At 46.8% G+C, this 14421-nt stretch carries 16 protein-coding genes and 1 other annotated feature; of the genes, 2 read left to right on the plus strand and 14 right to left on the minus strand.

What is annotated here, in order from left to right; all coding sequences use genetic code 11:
* Nucleotides 1–158 precede the first annotated feature (158 nt).
* Both abnA and SB847_RS09610 read right to left on the minus strand, forming a co-directional pair.
* Nucleotides 159–1124 (minus strand): arabinan endo-1,5-alpha-L-arabinosidase AbnA, encoded by a 966-nt coding sequence (gene abnA, locus SB847_RS09605; RefSeq protein WP_406528335.1) that lies wholly within the window; start codon nucleotides 1122–1124, stop codon nucleotides 159–161.
* A gap of 142 nt (nucleotides 1125–1266) precedes the next feature.
* A complete protein-coding gene (locus tag SB847_RS09610) occupies nucleotides 1267–2352 on the minus strand; it encodes a M42 family metallopeptidase (protein WP_007408096.1) in 1086 nt (361 codons plus the stop codon).
* Nucleotides 2353–2535: 183 nt separating this feature from the next.
* Here SB847_RS09610 and SB847_RS09615 point away from each other — a divergent pair, with 183 nt between their 5' ends.
* The gene (locus tag SB847_RS09615; protein WP_003152498.1) at nucleotides 2536–2928 is read left to right on the plus strand and encodes a hypothetical protein; all 393 of its coding nucleotides are present in this window, start codon (nucleotides 2536–2538) and stop codon (nucleotides 2926–2928) included.
* 13 nt (nucleotides 2929–2941) lie between these two features.
* Here SB847_RS09615 and SB847_RS09620 read toward each other — a convergent pair whose 3' ends face one another.
* From SB847_RS09620 to SB847_RS09655, 8 genes are all read right to left on the minus strand, one after another.
* Nucleotides 2942–3208: a DUF1294 domain-containing protein gene (locus tag SB847_RS09620; protein ID WP_088461280.1), complete on the minus strand. Its 267-nt coding sequence runs from the start codon at nucleotides 3206–3208 to the stop codon at nucleotides 2942–2944.
* Nucleotides 3209–3265: 57 nt separating this feature from the next.
* Entirely contained in the window at nucleotides 3266–3625 is a 360-nt protein-coding gene (gene rplT / locus SB847_RS09625; protein WP_007613019.1) for a 50S ribosomal protein L20, read from the minus strand.
* A gap of 31 nt (nucleotides 3626–3656) precedes the next feature.
* Nucleotides 3657–3857 (minus strand): 50S ribosomal protein L35, encoded by a 201-nt coding sequence (rpmI, locus tag SB847_RS09630; RefSeq protein WP_003152493.1) that lies wholly within the window; start codon nucleotides 3855–3857, stop codon nucleotides 3657–3659.
* Nucleotides 3858–3869: 12 nt separating this feature from the next.
* The gene (gene infC / locus SB847_RS09635) at nucleotides 3870–4391 is read right to left on the minus strand and encodes a translation initiation factor IF-3 (RefSeq protein WP_071543361.1); all 522 of its coding nucleotides are present in this window, start codon (nucleotides 4389–4391) and stop codon (nucleotides 3870–3872) included.
* 58 nt (nucleotides 4392–4449) lie between these two features.
* Nucleotides 4450–4580: a sequence feature (ribosomal protein L20 leader region), on the minus strand.
* Nucleotides 4581–4761: 181 nt separating this feature from the next.
* Nucleotides 4762–5445 (minus strand): antiholin-like protein LrgB, encoded by a 684-nt coding sequence (gene lrgB, locus SB847_RS09640; RefSeq protein ID WP_007613020.1) that lies wholly within the window; start codon nucleotides 5443–5445, stop codon nucleotides 4762–4764.
* Nucleotides 5446–5457: 12 nt separating this feature from the next.
* A complete protein-coding gene (gene lrgA, locus SB847_RS09645; protein ID WP_007613022.1) occupies nucleotides 5458–5895 on the minus strand; it encodes an antiholin-like murein hydrolase modulator LrgA in 438 nt (145 codons plus the stop codon).
* A gap of 129 nt (nucleotides 5896–6024) precedes the next feature.
* Nucleotides 6025–6759: a LytR/AlgR family response regulator transcription factor gene (locus tag SB847_RS09650; RefSeq protein WP_410577646.1), complete on the minus strand. Its 735-nt coding sequence runs from the start codon at nucleotides 6757–6759 to the stop codon at nucleotides 6025–6027.
* Nucleotides 6737–8518, minus strand: a complete 1782-nt coding sequence (locus tag SB847_RS09655) for a sensor histidine kinase (protein WP_032873724.1) — start codon at nucleotides 8516–8518, stop codon at nucleotides 6737–6739. Before SB847_RS09655 ends, SB847_RS09650 begins: the two co-directional genes overlap by 23 nt.
* Nucleotides 8519–8704: 186 nt before the next feature.
* Between SB847_RS09655 and SB847_RS09660 the strand changes: the two genes are divergently transcribed.
* Nucleotides 8705–9499 (plus strand): HAD family hydrolase, encoded by a 795-nt coding sequence (locus tag SB847_RS09660; RefSeq protein WP_032873721.1) that lies wholly within the window; start codon nucleotides 8705–8707, stop codon nucleotides 9497–9499.
* 54 nt (nucleotides 9500–9553) lie between these two features.
* On the opposite strand, the gene thrS is transcribed toward SB847_RS09660, so the two are convergent.
* From thrS to dnaI, 4 genes are all read right to left on the minus strand, one after another.
* Nucleotides 9554–11485: a threonine--tRNA ligase gene (thrS, locus tag SB847_RS09665; RefSeq protein ID WP_012118154.1), complete on the minus strand. Its 1932-nt coding sequence runs from the start codon at nucleotides 11483–11485 to the stop codon at nucleotides 9554–9556.
* A gap of 410 nt (nucleotides 11486–11895) precedes the next feature.
* On the minus strand, nucleotides 11896–12726 hold the full coding sequence (gene ytxC, locus SB847_RS09670) for a putative sporulation protein YtxC (protein ID WP_410577649.1): 831 nt from the start codon (nucleotides 12724–12726) through the stop codon (nucleotides 11896–11898).
* Nucleotides 12727–12791: 65 nt separating this feature from the next.
* Nucleotides 12792–13433, minus strand: coding sequence for a TVP38/TMEM64 family protein (locus tag SB847_RS09675; protein ID WP_032874139.1), 642 nt, complete (start codon nucleotides 13431–13433; stop codon nucleotides 12792–12794).
* 31 nt (nucleotides 13434–13464) lie between these two features.
* Nucleotides 13465–14400, minus strand: a complete 936-nt coding sequence (gene dnaI, locus SB847_RS09680; protein ID WP_032873717.1) for a primosomal protein DnaI — start codon at nucleotides 14398–14400, stop codon at nucleotides 13465–13467.
* Nucleotides 14401–14421 lie beyond the last annotated feature (21 nt).

Genomic DNA, 14421 nt, shown 5'->3' on the forward strand with positions numbered 1-14421 from the left:
AGCGCTTGCATTTTTTAAAAAAATATACGTACGAATATAAACTACAAAACTTTAATCCTTTTATTTGTACGAACAATTTTATTATAGTTAAGGAGGAATCAAACTGTCAATCTTTTATTGCAAGTAAAAAAGCCGGACACACATGCCCGGCTGCTCAATTAATAGGAAGGCCAGCCTGAACTCCAATCGATATCATTGATGAGCATCTTCGGAATTCCGCTGTTTTCGGCATCATACGCATGACGCACTAAAATATTCCCGTTCACAATGTCTTGACCGCCCGGGCCTTTCCAGCGGTCATTGCCGGAGTCAAGAATCGTCCCTCCGCCTTCTGACATGCTTTTCCCGCTTTTATCGAGATATGGGCCGGTGATGCTTTTGCTTCTTCCATAAGCGATTTTGTACGTACTATTCACGCCTGAACAGCATTTATCAAACGACACCATTAAGTAATAGTAGCCGTTCTGGTAGGTAATCGCCGGCGCTTCCAAAGCTCCGCCGTTATTCGGTCTGGCAGCGATGGAATAAAGTGATCCCATCGGTTTCATTGTATTTTTATCAAGCTTTGTCAGCTTAATGCCGCTCCAAAAAGAACCGAAGGCAAGCCAAGGGTTTCCGTCTTTATCAATTGTCAGCTCCGGATCAATTGCATTGTAGTTATTGGCGCTTGTTGAACGGATGACGAGCCCTTCGTCCTTCCAGTTTCCCGAACTGAGGCTTGTAGATGATGCAAGACCGATCGCGGAGGTATTTTTGCCGAATGAAGAAACGGCATAATACAGCCAATACTTTCCGTTAAAATATTGAACATCGGGGGCCCATTGATTCAGCCCGTAATTCGGCACATAATTGCCCCACCATGACAGCGGAGAAGTAAAGATTGATTTCTGAACGGTCCATACGCCGCCGCTGCCCGCCTTTAAGACGCGAAGCCCTCTCTCCCCTTCCAAACCGGTTCCGAAAGCGTACCACGTGTTTCCTTCCTTCGCCATTGTCGGATCGTGAAGCAATTCATTTGATGCCCCCCAAAACGCGGCAGATGCCGGAGATGAAGACATCAGCAGCAGCCCGGCTGTAACGGCTGCGCACGAAAAGCGGATCATGCGTCTGAATCTGTTTTTCATTTGTAAATCCTCCCCTTTTTTAAAACGCTTTCAAAAACGTGTTGTCAGATTTTTCTATGTCTTCTCTTATTGTAGACGCAGGGCTCATATTTGTACAGACAAAAAAAAGAATCTGCTTAAAAAAGCAGATTCTTCCGTATCTTTATTGATAAGTAATACGGTCAACCGTTTCCCGATCTAATTTTTTAATCACTTCTGTGATCAATTTTACCGTATTCTCATAATCATCCCGATGCAAAATAGCGGCATGAGTGTGAATGTAGCGCGTCGCGATCGTAATGGACAGCGCCGGCACTCCGTTTGCGGTTAAGTGAATGGAACCTGAATCCGTGCCCCCTCCGGCAATGGAATCGAACTGATACGGAATTCCCGCTTCTTCCGCCGTGTTCACGACAAGGTCGCGCAGCCCTTTGTGAGATACCATTGACGCGTCATACAGAATAATTTGCGGCCCTTCGCCGATTTTGCTTTGCGCCTCTTTTTCAGAAATTCCCGGTGTATCTCCGGCAATTCCGACATCCACACCGAACGCGATATCAGGCTGGATCGTATGTGCCGCTGTTTTCGCCCCGCGCAGCCCGACTTCTTCTTGAACCGTTCCTACCCCGTATACTTCATTGGGGTGATCACTGTTTTTCAGATTTTTTAATACATCGATGGCAATCGCACAGCCGATACGGTTGTCCCATGCTTTCGCCAATAAATGCTTTTCATTGTTCATCACTGTAAATTCAAAATACGGCACAATCTGGTCACCCGGAAGAACGCCCCATTCCATTGCTTCTTCACGGCTGGACGCCCCGATATCGATGAACATCTCTTTAATATCGGCGGCTTTTTTTCTGGCGTCAGGAGGCAGAATGTGAGGCGGTTTCGAACCGATGATCCCCGTGATGTCCCCTTTTTTTGTCACGACGGTGACGCGCTGGGCCAGCATGACCTGAGACCACCAGCCGCCGACGGTTTGAAAGCGGAGAAAGCCTTTATCAGTGATTTGCGTCACCATAAAACCGACTTCGTCTAAATGCCCTGAGATCATGATTTTCGGACCGTTTTCTTTGCCGGTTTTTTTGGCGATTAAGCTTCCCAACCGGTCTGTTGTGACATCATCGGCAAATGGTTCTATGTATGATTTCATCACTTGTCTGACTTCTCTCTCATTTCCCGGTATCCCTTTTGCATCCGTTAACGCTTTCAGCATGGTGAGCGTTTCATCTAATTTTGTCATCAATAAACCTCCTTTTTTTCACTACCCTTCTTATTATACAAAACCAATGCTGAAGCATACGATTAATTCGCCTGAAAAACGGGTAAATGTTTTTATCTATTTCTTTTAAAAAAATGAAACCTTTTGTTTTGTTTTTCGTATTACATCAGATCATGACAAAGGTGAGGAGGTGCCTTCACACATATGGCCATTACAGTATTGAGGATTGTCTTGCTTGCACTTCTTATTTATTTTATTTACATGTGCGTCAAATTCTACGCAAACCCGAAAAGAAGGCTCAGACTGGCGCAATCAAAAGAGAATTTTTATTTTATTGACGAACAGAAAAACACGCGAAAAAATCTCCAGCTTACTTATAAAGGAGTGCTCTTTGAAGGAGAAAAGCATATCCCTTCCAAAGATCATCCGCTGTTTATCCATACAATATTTGTATGGACCGAAAATCCGGAAAAGCTGAACCGCTTTTCTGCAGGTGATTTTGAAGAAGTCGAAAAAAAGGTATTGGAGCGGTATCCGAATTGCAAGATTGATTGGGACCAGCCCATCAAAAAAGCGAAAAAAGCAGGCGAGCGATAAGCTCTCCTGCTTTTTATGTTTTATACATCAAATATATCAGCACAAAGGCGGCTTCAGTGAGAAAAAGCAGCGGCACCCCGTATAAAAAGGATTTGTGTTTCGTCTTATGCCTGAAGGTGCGCATGCCGATCCATACGCCGAGTGAGCCGAACATGGCGGCTGTGAGCCATATTCGTTTCTCTGATATTCTCCACCGGTGCGCCTTTGCTCTTCGTTTATCAGCGCCCATGATCCAAAAACCGTATCCGTTTATCAATACGGCGTAAATGAAGAGAGCCATTGATTGTCACCCTTTACGTAAAAAAACCGCTCCCGGAAAGAGAGCGGCTTTTTCAACTTACTTGTCTAACTGAGCTTTAGCAGCATCAGCAAGCTGATTGAAAGCAGTAAGATCGTTTACAGCAAGATCAGCAAGCATTTTGCGGTTTACTTCGATGCCTGAAAGCTTAAGACCGTGCATTAAACGGCTGTAAGAAAGACCGTTCATACGTGCAGCAGCGTTGATACGAGTGATCCAAAGCTTACGGAAATCACGTTTTTTCTGACGGCGGTCACGGAATGCATAGTTTCCTGATTTCATGACCTGCTGGTTTGCTACTTTGTATAATCTATGTTTTGAACCGAAATAACCTTTTGCTAATTTAAGAACCTTTTTACGACGCTGACGCGACACAGTTCCGCCTTTTACTCTTGGCATTATATTTCCCTCCTAATTGTTCCTTGTCCGATTACTTGATGTTAGCAAGCTGTTGTTTGATACGTTTGAAGTCTCCTGCGCTTACAATAGCACCCTTGCGAAGCTTACGCTTTTGCTTTTGGGATTTGTTGGCGAATAAGTGACTTGTATATGCATGAGAACGTTTTAACTTCCCAGAACCTGTCTTTTTAAAACGTTTAGCAGATCCGCGGTGAGTTTTCATTTTTGGCATGGGATTTCCTCCTTATTGCTTTTCGTTTTTCGGCGCGAGCATTAAGAACATGCTGCGGCCGTCCATTTTTGGTTTTGTTTCGACTGTCGCAACTTCCGCACATGCTTCAGAGAAACGGTCCAATACGCGCTGGCCGATTTCTTTATGAGTGATTGCGCGCCCTTTAAAGCGGATAGAAGCTTTCACTTTATCGCCTTTTTCAAGGAATTTAATCGCATTGCGCAATTTCGTGTTAAAGTCATGCTCATCGATCGTCGGACTTAATCTAACTTCTTTTAAGTTAATGATTTTTTGATTTTTGCGTGCTTCTTTGTCCTTTTTCTGCTGCTCGAATCTGAACTTACCGTAGTCCATGATGCGGCAGACAGGCGGTTTTGCATTTGCTGCAACTAACACAAGGTCAAGATTTGCGCGGCCGGCGATTTCAAGTGCTTCCTGACGGGACTTGATGCCGAGCTGATCGCCATTTTGTCCGATCAGACGAACTTCACGTGCACGGATACCCTCATTAACCAATTGATCTTTGCTAATAATGAGCCACCTCCATAGTTTCTTCGAATTGATTCACAACGCTTTTTGACTGCATTCTGCAGGCAAACAAAAAGTGCGGGCATGACAACACACCCACACTACGAACATCTGCATAAATAAAAATGTACGGTCAACCTGCCAACTACATGAATGTGTCAATCAGGTGAGAAGCGGGTGCCTCTGCTTGTGATTTATATTCAATTCAATAACTATTCTACACAATACCGGATCATTAGTCAAGAATGACTTCTCCGGATCAACTTTTTCATTTTAACACGATGCCGGGGTGAGCGCAAGGAAAAATGTGAAATTTCGTTCTTTGCCGCCCGCAGATGTTGCCGGACAATAAAAAACCCGGGTCTATGACCCGGGTTTATCCTCCGATGAGCTGAACGAATACCGGAATGACCAGCACCGTCACCACTCCTACGACGACAACCGCGATACTTGCCATTGCCGCTTCTACTTCCCCCATCTCAATACCGACCGCAACACCGAGTGCGTGTCCTGATGTGCCGAGAGCCAGTCCCTTAGAGATTGGATGCTTTACTTTAAACAGTTTTAAGAATAGAGCGCCCAGAGCATAGACGATAACGGCGTTGAAAATAACGGCGAAAGCGGTGATGTCGGTGATGCCGCCGATCCCTTTTGACAGCGGAAGGGCAATTGCCGTTGTCGCCGCCTGCGGAAGCATGCTTTTCATAACGGCCGCGTCAAGATGAATGCCTTTTGCGATCAAATAGACAATCGTCACTGAGCAGATAGAGCCGACAATGATAGAAGACATGATCTGCCACCAATATTTTTTCAGTTTGTCACGCTGTTTGTATAAAGGGATGGCAAAAGCGATCGTCGCGGGCTCCAGGAAGAATTTAATAATGTCTCCTCCGTTTTTATAATCTTCATATGAAAAACCGCCGAGCTTCAGAAAAAGGATTCCAAGCACCATCGCGACAAACAGCGGGGTGAAGAGGAAAAAGCCTCTCGTTTTTTTAAATAAATACGTGCCGATGCCAAAGGCCGCAAGTGAAACGACAATACCGAAATATGGACTCATCCGATTTCCCTCCTAATGCTGCACAAGTTCTTTTTCCTGATTGGAACGGCGCACCGTTTGTTTTTCAGGAGCAGTCTTCTGACGTTTTTGGCTGACAGACAAGATCAGCTGAGAAAAAAGGCCCGTCGCCCCTAACAGAATGATGGTGGCGAGTAAGATGACGAGTGCGATCTGCACGCCGTACTGCTGCATGACGCCAAGTGAATTCATCACGGAGATGCCCGACGGGACAAATAAAAATCCGATCAGTGACGTTAATGATGTTCCCAGCGTTTCTACTTGTTCAAGCTTAATCACTTTCAGACATAAGAGGACAAATAATAACACCAAACCTACTACGGAAGCGGGTATAGGAATGGGGACAATCGCTGCAATCCCATTAGATATGAGCATAATTACGGCAAAAATAAATGCTTGTGTCAGAAATCCGTACACTTTTTTCGCACTCATTTTCTTCACCTCTTTCTCTTTGTTAGGTCCATTATAAAAGAGAAATCGATATTTAAAGCGCTTTCATAGTAAACGGCTGAATATTCATTCTGAAATGCAAAAAACGGCTGCTGAAATGCAAAAGCCGCCTCATATAATATGAAGCAGCTTTTTTAAGTCCTTGGCGTATGTACGGCTGACGGGTATTTTAGAGCCGTCTTTTAAGATAAGATTGTACGTCGAATTAAACCACGGATGAATTTCCGTAATATGCTCCGTATTCACGATGAACGCGCGGTGCACTCTCAAGAAACCCGTATCAGGCAGTTTTTTCTCAATGACAGCCAAAGTTTCATGAACGGAATAAGACGCGGCAAACGTTTTGACGGAAACGTGTCCGTCCTCCATGCCGGCGAAAATAATGTCCCTTGTATCTAAAATGACAATAGATTCACCGGCTGATACAGCCAGTTTATGCGCTCCGGCTGCGGACGGCTGCTCTGAGACGCCTCCTGCCCTGTCCTGCTTCACTCTTTTAAACTTTCTGATCGTCTGGCGCACTCTTTCTTCATCAAAAGGCTTCGTTAAATAATCGAGCGCGTCGACTTCAAAAGCTTTTAAAGCAAATTGGTCATACGCCGTCGCAAAAACGACGGCCGGCGGATTTTTCATGTTTTTCAGCCGTTTGGCAATGTCAAATCCGTTTTCTCCTGACAAATCAACGTCCAAAAACAGCAGATCCGGTTTTTGATCCATCATACTGTCAAAAGCGGATTCAATATTTTCTGCTTCGTTTATGTCACTTACTTCATTCGTCCGTTTCAGCAAATAAGCTAATTCATCTCTTGCCAGCATTTCATCATCAACGATTAACACCTTCAGCATGTTCTTCTCCTTTAGTCATCAGTTTCAAAGGCAGCTCAAATGATACGTCCGTACCTTTGCCGGCCTCACTTTCCAATCGCAGGGCTGCTTTGGGGCCGAACAGCCCGATCAGCCGCTGATTTAAATTGTAAAGCGCGGTTCCCGTCCCTTCTTTAGACGGGAGCGGACGGTTTCCGAGCACGGACAGCAATTCCGGATCAATTCCCCGCCCGTTATCTCCAACCCGCATTAAAACCGACTGACGGGCGGATACCACGCTGACATTGACGGCACAGCTGTCCTGCTTTCTTGAAAATGCATGGCGGAGCGCATTTTCGACGAGGATCTGCAGCACAAAAGGAGGAATTTCGATGTCCTCCAAACCGCGTTCGATTTCAAGGCTGATTTTATATTTCCCGGGAAAACGGGCCTGCTCCAATGATAAATATGCCTGCAGATGGTTTAGTTCTTTAGAAAGCGGGATGAGCAGCTGCCTTGCCCCCTGCAGATTGGAACGGAAATAGACGCTGAGCTGCAGCAGAAGCTTCCGGGTTTTTTCCACATCCGTACGGCAAAGAGCAGAAATCGTATTGATCGCATTAAACAGAAAATGCGGATTGACCTGTGCTTGAAGCGCCTTTATTTCTGCGTCTTTCAGCAATTTGCTCTGCAGTTCCGCCTCGCCGAGTTCAAGCTGGGTGGAAAACAGCATGGCGAGTCCTTCTGCAAGCTCTTCTTCAACCCGGCTTAAACCTGACGGGCTTTTAAAGTACATTTTCAGCGTCCCGATCGTTTTGCCGTTTGACGTCAGCGGCAATACAATCGCCGCATGCAGCGGACAAGGATCGTGCGTGCATTCAATTTCTTCCTTTGATGTCGCTTTCATAATATGACCCGTTTTAATGACGCGCTTTGACAATCCGGTGATCAGGCTTTCAGACGGAATATGATGGTCGGCACCCGCGCCGACGTGCGCCAAAATCTTTTCGTTATCCGTAAGCGATACCGCGTCCGTTCCTGTTTGCCTGTGAATGATGGCGGCGACGCTTTTGCATGAGCTTTCATTCAGCCCCTGGCGGAAAAACGGAAGCGTCTGATCGGCAATCATCAGCACCCTATGGGTTTCAAGGGCTCTCGCCCGTTCTTCCTTCCGGATAATCGACTGAATGATCGAAAGAAAAATAAAAGTCCCTGACCCGTTTACCAATATCATCGGGATGCCGATGATGCTCACAAGCGTCCAAGCATCAGAAAACGGCTTGGCCATCAAGAGGATGAGCAGCATTTGCAGTGATTCCATCCCGAGTCCGACAAGCGCGGCCACCCGCGGTGTCGGCATCGCATAGCGTTTTCTGAAATACCGTCCGATCCAGCCGGACAAAATGCCCGCTAAAACAGATGAGACGGCACAGCTGACTGCGGTCGCGCCGCCGAGTGATAAACGATGCAGGCCGGCCAGTATGCCGACGCCGATCCCCACATACGGGCCGCCTAAGAGTCCGCCGATTTCAACGCCCATAATTCTTGTATTGGCAATTGAACCGGACGGATTAATTTGAAACACCCAGTCATTATTCATGATTGTATTCCGCTGAATTTCTATTCCCGTATAGTTGCTGATGATACTGAACAGCGAGAAAATTGAAATCAGCACCGCTTTGCCTTTATAGCTCTCAGGCTGCTGGAGCGCCTGTCTGAACAATCTGGTATGAGCCAGAACAAATCCCAATATGACGATAATTCCGACTCTTTCCAGCATCATGATGATCAAATGCAGCATACTTTTCACCTGTTCTTTCAAATTTTATTTTATCACGTTTCAGAGCCTGAGACAGAATCTGACACAAACCTGCCTGTTTTTTTCAAATCATCTGAAAACAAATCTTTCACAGTCTATATATCTATTGTAGAATAAACGGGAGCCTTGCGGCAGAGAGTTTCAGAATATAACAAAGAGGAGAAGATCATGAAAGCCGTATTTTTTGATTTGGACGATACACTGTTATGGGATGAAAAAAGCGTCAGAACAACATTCAGGGAAACATGTTTACAAGCGGAAAAAAAATATGGCCTTGACCCGCATACATTTGAAGAGGCGGTTCGGAAAGCGGCACGGGAATTGTATATGTCATACGAAACCTATCCTTATACGGTCATGATCGGCATTAATCCGTTTGAAGGATTGTGGGCGAATTTTTCCGAGCCGGTCAGCGAAGGATTTAAACAGCTGAATCGGATTGCGCCGGAATACAGACGAAACGCCTGGACGAACGGCTTAAAAAGCGTCGGTATAGACGATGCGGCTTACGGCGAATATTTGGCGGAGTTTTTCGCGGCGGAACGCAGACAGCGTCCGTACGTGTATGATGAAACGTTTGCGGTGCTTGATAAGCTGAAAGGTGTTTATGAATTGCTTCTGCTGACAAACGGCGATCCCAGCCTGCAGAAAGAAAAACTCGCCGGCGTTCCTGAGCTCGCGCCTTATTTTAATGAAATCGTCATCTCAGGCGCTTTCGGAAAAGGGAAACCCGACGCCTCCATATTCGAACATTGCCTCGGCCTCCTGAACCTGGAAAAAGAAGACGCCATTATGGTCGGAGATAACCTCAATACTGATATATTGGGAGCGAAACGGGCAGGCATTACGACAGTCTGGGTAAACCGGACACAAAAGAAAAATGATACGGACATTGCGCCTGATTACGTGATCAGCGATCTTCACGAGCTGTTTGCGATTATAGAGAAACAAAAAGAAAGATAATTTTATACGCAAAAAAACCCCATTCTGAATGAACGGGGTTTTTTGTATTTCCGGTTATTTTTTCGCTTCGGCTACAGCCTTTTTCACAAAATCGTCCAATGAGACGGTTTCTGATTTCTGCTCGCCGTATTTCCGGACATTTACCGCGCCGTTTTCCGCTTCTTGGTCACCGACCACAAGCATGTACGGGATTTTTTGCATTTGCGCTTCACGGATTTTATAGCCGATTTTCTCGTCCCGGCTGTCAAGCTCGACACGCAGGCCTTCGCGCTGCAGGCGCTCCTGCACTTTTTTCGCATAGTCAAGATGCACGGACGGTGATACAGGGATGACTTGGAATTGCACCGGCGCAAGCCATGTCGGAAGGGCGCCTTTGTGCTCTTCGATTAAGAAAGCAACGAAACGCTCCATCGTTGACACGACGCCGCGGTGAATAACGACAGGACGGTGCTGTTTGCCGTCTTCTCCGACGTAAGTGAGATCAAAGCGTTCCGGAAGAAGGAAGTCAAGCTGTACAGTTGACAATGTCTCTTCTTTGCCGATCGCCGTTTTCACCTGCACGTCAAGCTTAGGGCCGTAAAACGCCGCTTCGCCTTCCGCTTCATAGTAGTCGTGCCCCATCTCATCCATTGCCGCTTTCAGCATGGACTGCGCTTTGTTCCACATCTCATCATCATCAAAATATTTTTCCGTATCTTCAGGATCGCGGTAAGACAGGCGGAATGTGTAATCATTCAGGCCGAAGTCTTCGTATACGTCTTGAATCAAACGGACCGTGCGGATGAATTCTTCTTTAATCTGGTCAGGGCGGACGAAAATGTGCGCGTCATTTAACGTCATGCCGCGTACGCGCTGAAGACCTGAAAGCGCCCCGGACATTTCATAACGATGCATCGTTCCCAGCTCGGCGATGCGGATCGGGAGCTCGCGGTAGCTGTGAATGTCCTGTTTGTAAATCATCATATGGTGAGGACAGTTCATCGGACGGAGCACGAGTGTTTCATTGTCCATTTCCATCGGCGGAAACATCGTATCCTGATAATGATCCCAGTGCCCTGATGTTTCGTACAGGTCTTTGCTTCCGAGAACAGGCGTATAGACGTGCTCATAACCGAGGCTCAGCTCTTTATCCACAATGTAGCGCTCGATCACGCGTCGGATGGTCGCGCCTTTCGGCAGCCAGAGCGGCAGGCCTTGTCCGACTTTTTGAGAGTTGGCGAACAATTTTAATTCTTTGCCCAGTTTTCGGTGGTCACGCTCTTTCGCTTCTTCAAGCATCCGCAAATGCTCTTTCAAGTCATCCTTTTTAAAGAAGGCCGTGCCGTAAATGCGCTGAAGCATTTGGTTTTTGCTGTCGCCGCGCCAGTACGCGCCCGCAAGGCTCAGCAGCTTAAATTCTTTAATTTTACCTGTAGACGGCACGTGCACGCCGCGGCACAGGTCAAAAAATTCGCCCTGCTCATAAATGGAGACCGTTTCGTCTTCTGGGATGGCATCCAGCAGTTCAAGCTTCAGATTATCGCCGATTTCCGCAAACATGGCTTTTGCTTCATCACGGCTCACTTCTTTTCGGATAATCGGCAGATTTTCACCGACGATGCGTTTCATTTCTTTTTCAATCTTCGGAAGGTCATCCGGCGTCAGCGCCTGCTCCATTTCAACGTCATAATAGAACCCGTTTTCAATGACGGGGCCGACTCCGAATTTCACATCTTTATAAATGCGTTTAATCGCCTGGGCCAATAAATGCGCCGTGCTGTGCCGCATGATGTTCAAGCCTTCTTCTGTGCCTTCTGTAATGATTTCTACGGCACCGTCCTCTTGAATCGGCGTTCTTAAATCAATTTCCTGTCCGTTCAGTTTTCCGGCTAAAGACTTTTTCTTTAATCCCGGACTGATGGATGCCGCGATATCTTCTGTTGTGGTTCCTTTCGGAAATTCCTTTACCGCTCCGTCCGGAAATGTGATGTTGATCATATCTGACATCTTCGTCACTCCTTTTTTTATGCAAATCAAAAACCCCGCCCCCTATGAAAGGGACGAGGTTAAATAAACGGAATCGTGGTTCCACCCTTTTTTCCGCGCGGCCGATTGTTTCGGCACCTGCGGCTCTAAACTCTGTAACGGGAGTTCCCGTCAGCTATTACTGGCGCTTCTTCCGGCGTTCACAGCTGAAGTTCAAAGGCGGTAAAGACAATGATCCATAGCTGGAAAGCTTTCAGCCTAGGGCTCTCCTCTCTTATAAAGCCGGTATCAATGCTTCATGTCCTTATCAATACGTGTAGCAATCATTAATCTTTTATGTATTATAAAATGTCTGCGAGAAAAATGCAACTCGGTTTTCCGTCTGATTTCGCACAGACAGCCCTGCCGCCTACACAAGGCCGTCCGTGCGGCTATCCTTCCGTCTTCTCGGCTGCAAACGCGCCCAGCGGAAAAAGGCGCACCCTCTCCTGAAACACGTTTTGAATCGTTCTGGACATCATATGCTCCGGTTTGTCCGTATACAGTTCTACCGTCTCAGGCGCAATGGAGATCAGCGGCGCAAGGAGATGGGAATCTATATACATCGGGTGCTCCCGCACAAACCGTCTGTCTATGTATTTTTTCTGTTCCCGTTCTGACAAATAGCGCAGCTCCCACAGCGTAAAAGCCCGGTCATGTACGATGCGGACTTTCTTCATCCGCGGCGGATTGGATGTCACATAATCTCTCAGAGACTGGATAAAGTTTTGATATTCCTGTTCCATCCGGTATTCATCTATCGCAGCCTCCGCGTATTCTCTGAGCCGCTCATAATACCTGCCGAGCCGGAACGTCTGAAACGAACGCACGGAAAAAACACCCGCATCAAGTGAAATCGTCCGGAGCGCATCTGAAATAAACTGTGTGCGCGGCTCTTTCTTCGGCTCGAACGGATGATCATCCAACTCTCCTTCCATAATGCTGTGTGCAAGCTGAAGGATTTGCTGCTGTTCATCCTGATCGGTGAAGCAGTATGCATCCTCAATAAGCGAAAGCATATGCTCGTCTTCTTTGCATTCCAAAAAAAACCTGACAAGTATCGGCTCAATAAAGCGCTGAACGCAAAAAGCCGTTTCAGACCTTGTGATTCCGACTTTTTTTATGTCTTCACGGACAATAAAATGTCTCCGGTCGTCCGATTGCTGAATGAGATGTAAAAAAGCGGCGGTATCGTGGTCATCTTCAAAGATCACTTCAAGCATATTTGTCCCCCCTTACGGCATCTGTTACAAGTATATGGGGGATGTTTTTAAAATAGACGTAAAGGTTAGCTTTCACCGCCGAACAAATGGCGCACCTTCTTTTTAAATATAACGGGAAGCGATAAAAATACGATGTAAAGACAGATCACGCAGAGTACGGTCAGCACATTGCCGGACATAAAGCTCGCGCCGAGCACATTCAGGACGATCGTCCCCGGAATGATGCCCGCTGCGGTCGCCAAAAAATACGTCATCGGCCTGACTTTCGATAGGCCCGCGGCATAGCTGATCACATCAAAATTAACAGGCAGAATACGCAGGATAAAAATATAAAAGAAGCCATTGGTTTTCATCTGCTTTTGAATGGCTTCCATTTTTCCATGACGGTTTTTCTCATTAAAGGCAAACAGCCACGCCGCAAAAAAAGAGGCGGCGGCAGCGCCCATTGAGCCCGCCAGCGTATACACGGTGCCGAAAAACGGGCCGAACGCCAATCCTCCGGCGACGGAAACGATTGATACGGGAAACAGCACAAAAGGCCTGACGATGGAAATTCCGATAAACACAAGCGGCGCAAAAATACCGAACGATAATACCCACAGCCGGATCTCCTTAGGCGACAGATTCAGATATTTGCGGTTTGCCCACAGCAAAAGGCCCGCTCCCGCCGCAGCCGCAGCCCAAGTGACAGCCTTCTTATTCCTCATTCCCTCAAATCCTTCCCATTGGACGCCGGCATCATGAACGGCGGCGGTTTTCCCCGTCAAGACGGATGGGCGAAGCCAAATATAAAATCCGCTCCATCAGTCTTGCCGCTTTTACTTCTTCCTTTTCTCCCCGCTGTGAATACGTAAAATGATGCTTCAGCTCGTCTGGTGAAAAATTAGACGAGAAGAAAGTGGGAAGCTGCTGGCTCATTCTGTGCTGAAGCACGGTGCCGATGACCTCATCTCTGACCCAGCTTGTCATTGACTCCGCTCCGATGTCATCAAGCATCAGTACGGGCGTCGTTTTCACCATATTCAGTTTCGCCTCCAACGACTGATCCTGGAGCGAGTTTTTCAGCTCTCTGACAAATTCGGGAACATATACGATCATTGATGAATACTCTTTTTCCGCCAGTTCGTTAGCAATGGCGGCTAAAATAAATGTCTTTCCGATTCCGAATTTTCCGTACAGGTACAGCCCTTTGCCTTTTCCCGTTTCATTATAGCTCTTCAGAAAATCCGTCACATGCTGGAAAATGCCGACTCTGCTCGGATCGGTAATGTCGATCTGCTGAAACGTCGCGCCGAGAAGATCCTGCTGGATATACATGCTCTTCATCAGGGACTTTTGTCTTTTCTGTCGGTCGAGCTTTCTCTTTTCCGGACATTCGTAATATTCAATATCGATGGAACGCCCGTTGATCACAAGCTTCGGATGATAGCCTTCAAGCAGGCTGTTCGTCCGGCTGTCTTTCGAACAGAAGGCGCACTGTTTGCTTTGCTGAACGAATTCGTACAGTTTATTTAACCCTCTGTCAATCATGCTTTGATTGATTACATCTTTCTGTTCCTTCAAAAAAGCCTGGACGTCTTCGTCGGCCATGACTTGCTGCTGCATTCGTTCCAGGCGTTTTTGAAAGTCAGGTCTTTTCGTCACGCCTTCTAAGGATCGGCTGATCGGTTCCATTCAATATCACCCCGCTTCTCT

It is taken from the genome of Bacillus sp. SIMBA_026 (assembly GCF_046535335.1).
Classification (GTDB): Bacteria; Bacillota; Bacilli; order Bacillales; family Bacillaceae; genus Bacillus; species Bacillus velezensis.

What these genes read in the sequence shown, in the direction of transcription:
- abnA (WP_406528335.1), bottom strand. Translation starts at nt 1,124, where the DNA reads ATGAAAAACAGATTCAGACGCATGATCCGCTTTTCGTGCGCAGCCGTT.
- SB847_RS09610 (WP_007408096.1), bottom strand. Translation starts at nt 2,352, where the DNA reads ATGACAAAATTAGATGAAACGCTCACCATGCTGAAAGCGTTAACGGAT.
- SB847_RS09615 (WP_003152498.1), top strand. Translation starts at nt 2,536, where the DNA reads ATGGCCATTACAGTATTGAGGATTGTCTTGCTTGCACTTCTTATTTAT.
- SB847_RS09620 (WP_088461280.1), bottom strand. Translation starts at nt 3,208, where the DNA reads ATGGCTCTCTTCATTTACGCCGTATTGATAAACGGATACGGTTTTTGG.
- rplT (WP_007613019.1), bottom strand. Translation starts at nt 3,625, where the DNA reads ATGCCAAGAGTAAAAGGCGGAACTGTGTCGCGTCAGCGTCGTAAAAAG.
- rpmI (WP_003152493.1), bottom strand. Translation starts at nt 3,857, where the DNA reads ATGCCAAAAATGAAAACTCACCGCGGATCTGCTAAACGTTTTAAAAAG.
- lrgB (WP_007613020.1), bottom strand. Translation starts at nt 5,445, where the DNA reads ATGAGTCCATATTTCGGTATTGTCGTTTCACTTGCGGCCTTTGGCATC.
- lrgA (WP_007613022.1), bottom strand. Translation starts at nt 5,895, where the DNA reads ATGAGTGCGAAAAAAGTGTACGGATTTCTGACACAAGCATTTATTTTT.
- SB847_RS09650 (WP_410577646.1), bottom strand. Translation starts at nt 6,759, where the DNA reads ATGCTGAAGGTGTTAATCGTTGATGATGAAATGCTGGCAAGAGATGAA.
- SB847_RS09655 (WP_032873724.1), bottom strand. Translation starts at nt 8,518, where the DNA reads ATGCTGCATTTGATCATCATGATGCTGGAAAGAGTCGGAATTATCGTC.
- SB847_RS09660 (WP_032873721.1), top strand. Translation starts at nt 8,705, where the DNA reads ATGAAAGCCGTATTTTTTGATTTGGACGATACACTGTTATGGGATGAA.
- thrS (WP_012118154.1), bottom strand. Translation starts at nt 11,485, where the DNA reads ATGTCAGATATGATCAACATCACATTTCCGGACGGAGCGGTAAAGGAA.
- ytxC (WP_410577649.1), bottom strand. Translation starts at nt 12,726, where the DNA reads ATGCTTGAAGTGATCTTTGAAGATGACCACGATACCGCCGCTTTTTTA.
- SB847_RS09675 (WP_032874139.1), bottom strand. Translation starts at nt 13,433, where the DNA reads ATGAGGAATAAGAAGGCTGTCACTTGGGCTGCGGCTGCGGCGGGAGCG.
- dnaI (WP_032873717.1), bottom strand. Translation starts at nt 14,400, where the DNA reads ATGGAACCGATCAGCCGATCCTTAGAAGGCGTGACGAAAAGACCTGAC.